3 protein-coding genes are annotated in these 1,257 nt (G+C 65.1%); all 3 read left to right on the forward strand.

The genetic code is table 11. The annotated features are described in order from the left end of the window. On the forward strand, positions 1-340 hold a 340-nt coding region (locus A6M56_RS10105), incomplete at its 5' end, for a YbgC/FadM family acyl-CoA thioesterase (RefSeq protein WP_286758106.1). Beyond that, positions 337-1,032 (forward strand): protein TolQ, encoded by a 696-nt coding sequence (gene tolQ / locus A6M56_RS10110; protein WP_045786258.1) that lies wholly within the window; start codon positions 337-339, stop codon positions 1,030-1,032. The genes A6M56_RS10105 and tolQ, both read left to right, overlap by 4 nt. Positions 1,033-1,044: 12 nt before the next feature. Beyond that, on the forward strand, positions 1,045-1,257 hold a 213-nt coding region (locus A6M56_RS10115), incomplete at its 3' end, for a biopolymer transporter ExbD (protein ID WP_286758107.1).

Raw genomic sequence — 1,257 nt, forward strand, 5'->3', positions numbered from 1 at the left:
CTACGCCAATTATCTGAAATTCTTTGAGCGCGCCCGCACCGAATGGCTGCGTGCTCTTGGGGTCGATCAGCAAGCGCTGGCCGACGCGACCGGCGCCATCTTCGTGGTGCGCAGCACCGCTGTGGACTACCGGGCACCCGCCCGCCTGGACGACCTTCTGCAGATCCGTTCGCGTATGGAACGCGTCGGCCCCGCGTCGGTCCAATTCGCCCAGGAAAGCTGGCGCGGCGACGTTCTGCTCGCTTCCGGCACGATCCGTGTCGGATGTGTCGACCGGCTCACATTCCGGCCGACCCCGATTCCCGCTCCCGTACTCGCAACCATCAAAGCCGCCGCATGAATCCCGTCGAGGTCACACAAGATCTGTCGATCGTCTCGTTGGTGCTGCACGCCAGCTTACTGGTCCAGTTTGTCATGGGCCTGCTGCTGGTGATGTCGCTGTTCTCGTGGACGTACATCTTCCGCAAAGCGTTCGCCCTGCGTGCCGCGCGCAGCCAGACCGAATCGTTCGAGCGCGATTTCTGGGCCGGTGGCGACCTGCAGGCGCTGTACCAGAGCGCGGCCAACAACCGCCACAACACCGGGGCGCTCGAGCGCATCTTTGAAGCAGGCATGCGCGAATACCTGAAGGCGCGGGAGCTCCAGCGAGGCGCCATTGCCGATCCGAGCGCCATCCTCGACGCCTCGCGCCGCGCCATGCGGGCCGCGTATCAGCGCGAAATGGATTCGCTCGAATCGCACCTGCCGTTCCTGGCGTCGGTCGGTTCGGTGAGCCCGTACATCGGCCTGTTCGGCACGGTGTGGGGCATCATGAATGCCTTCCGGGGCCTGTCGAACGTACAGCAGGCGACGCTCTCGGCGGTGGCACCGGGCATTGCCGAGGCGCTCGTGGCGACGGCCATCGGCCTGTTCGCGGCCATTCCGGCGGTGATTGCCTACAACCGCTACGCCACGGAAATGGACCGCCTGGCCAACCGCTTCGAGAGCTTCATGGAAGAGTTCTCGAACATCCTGCAGCGCCAGACGCGCTAAGGAGCCCAGCGCATGGCTACCATCCAGCGAACGCGCCGCGCCCGACGGGCCAAGGCAGACATCAACGTCGTTCCGTACATCGACGTGATGCTGGTGCTGCTGGTCATCTTCATGGTGGCCGCTCCCGTGGTGAACCCCGGTGTGGTCAACCTGCCGTCGGTGGCCAACGCCACGCCCCAGCAGACCCAGCCGCCGATTGTCGTGACCATCAAGGGCGACGGCACA

Origin of the sequence: Ralstonia sp. RL (assembly GCF_001683835.1) — a bacterium.
Classification (GTDB): Bacteria; Pseudomonadota; Gammaproteobacteria; order Burkholderiales; family Burkholderiaceae; genus Ralstonia; species Ralstonia mannitolilytica.

What these genes read in the sequence shown, in the direction of transcription:
- tolQ (WP_045786258.1), top strand. Translation starts at nt 337, where the DNA reads ATGAATCCCGTCGAGGTCACACAAGATCTGTCGATCGTCTCGTTGGTG.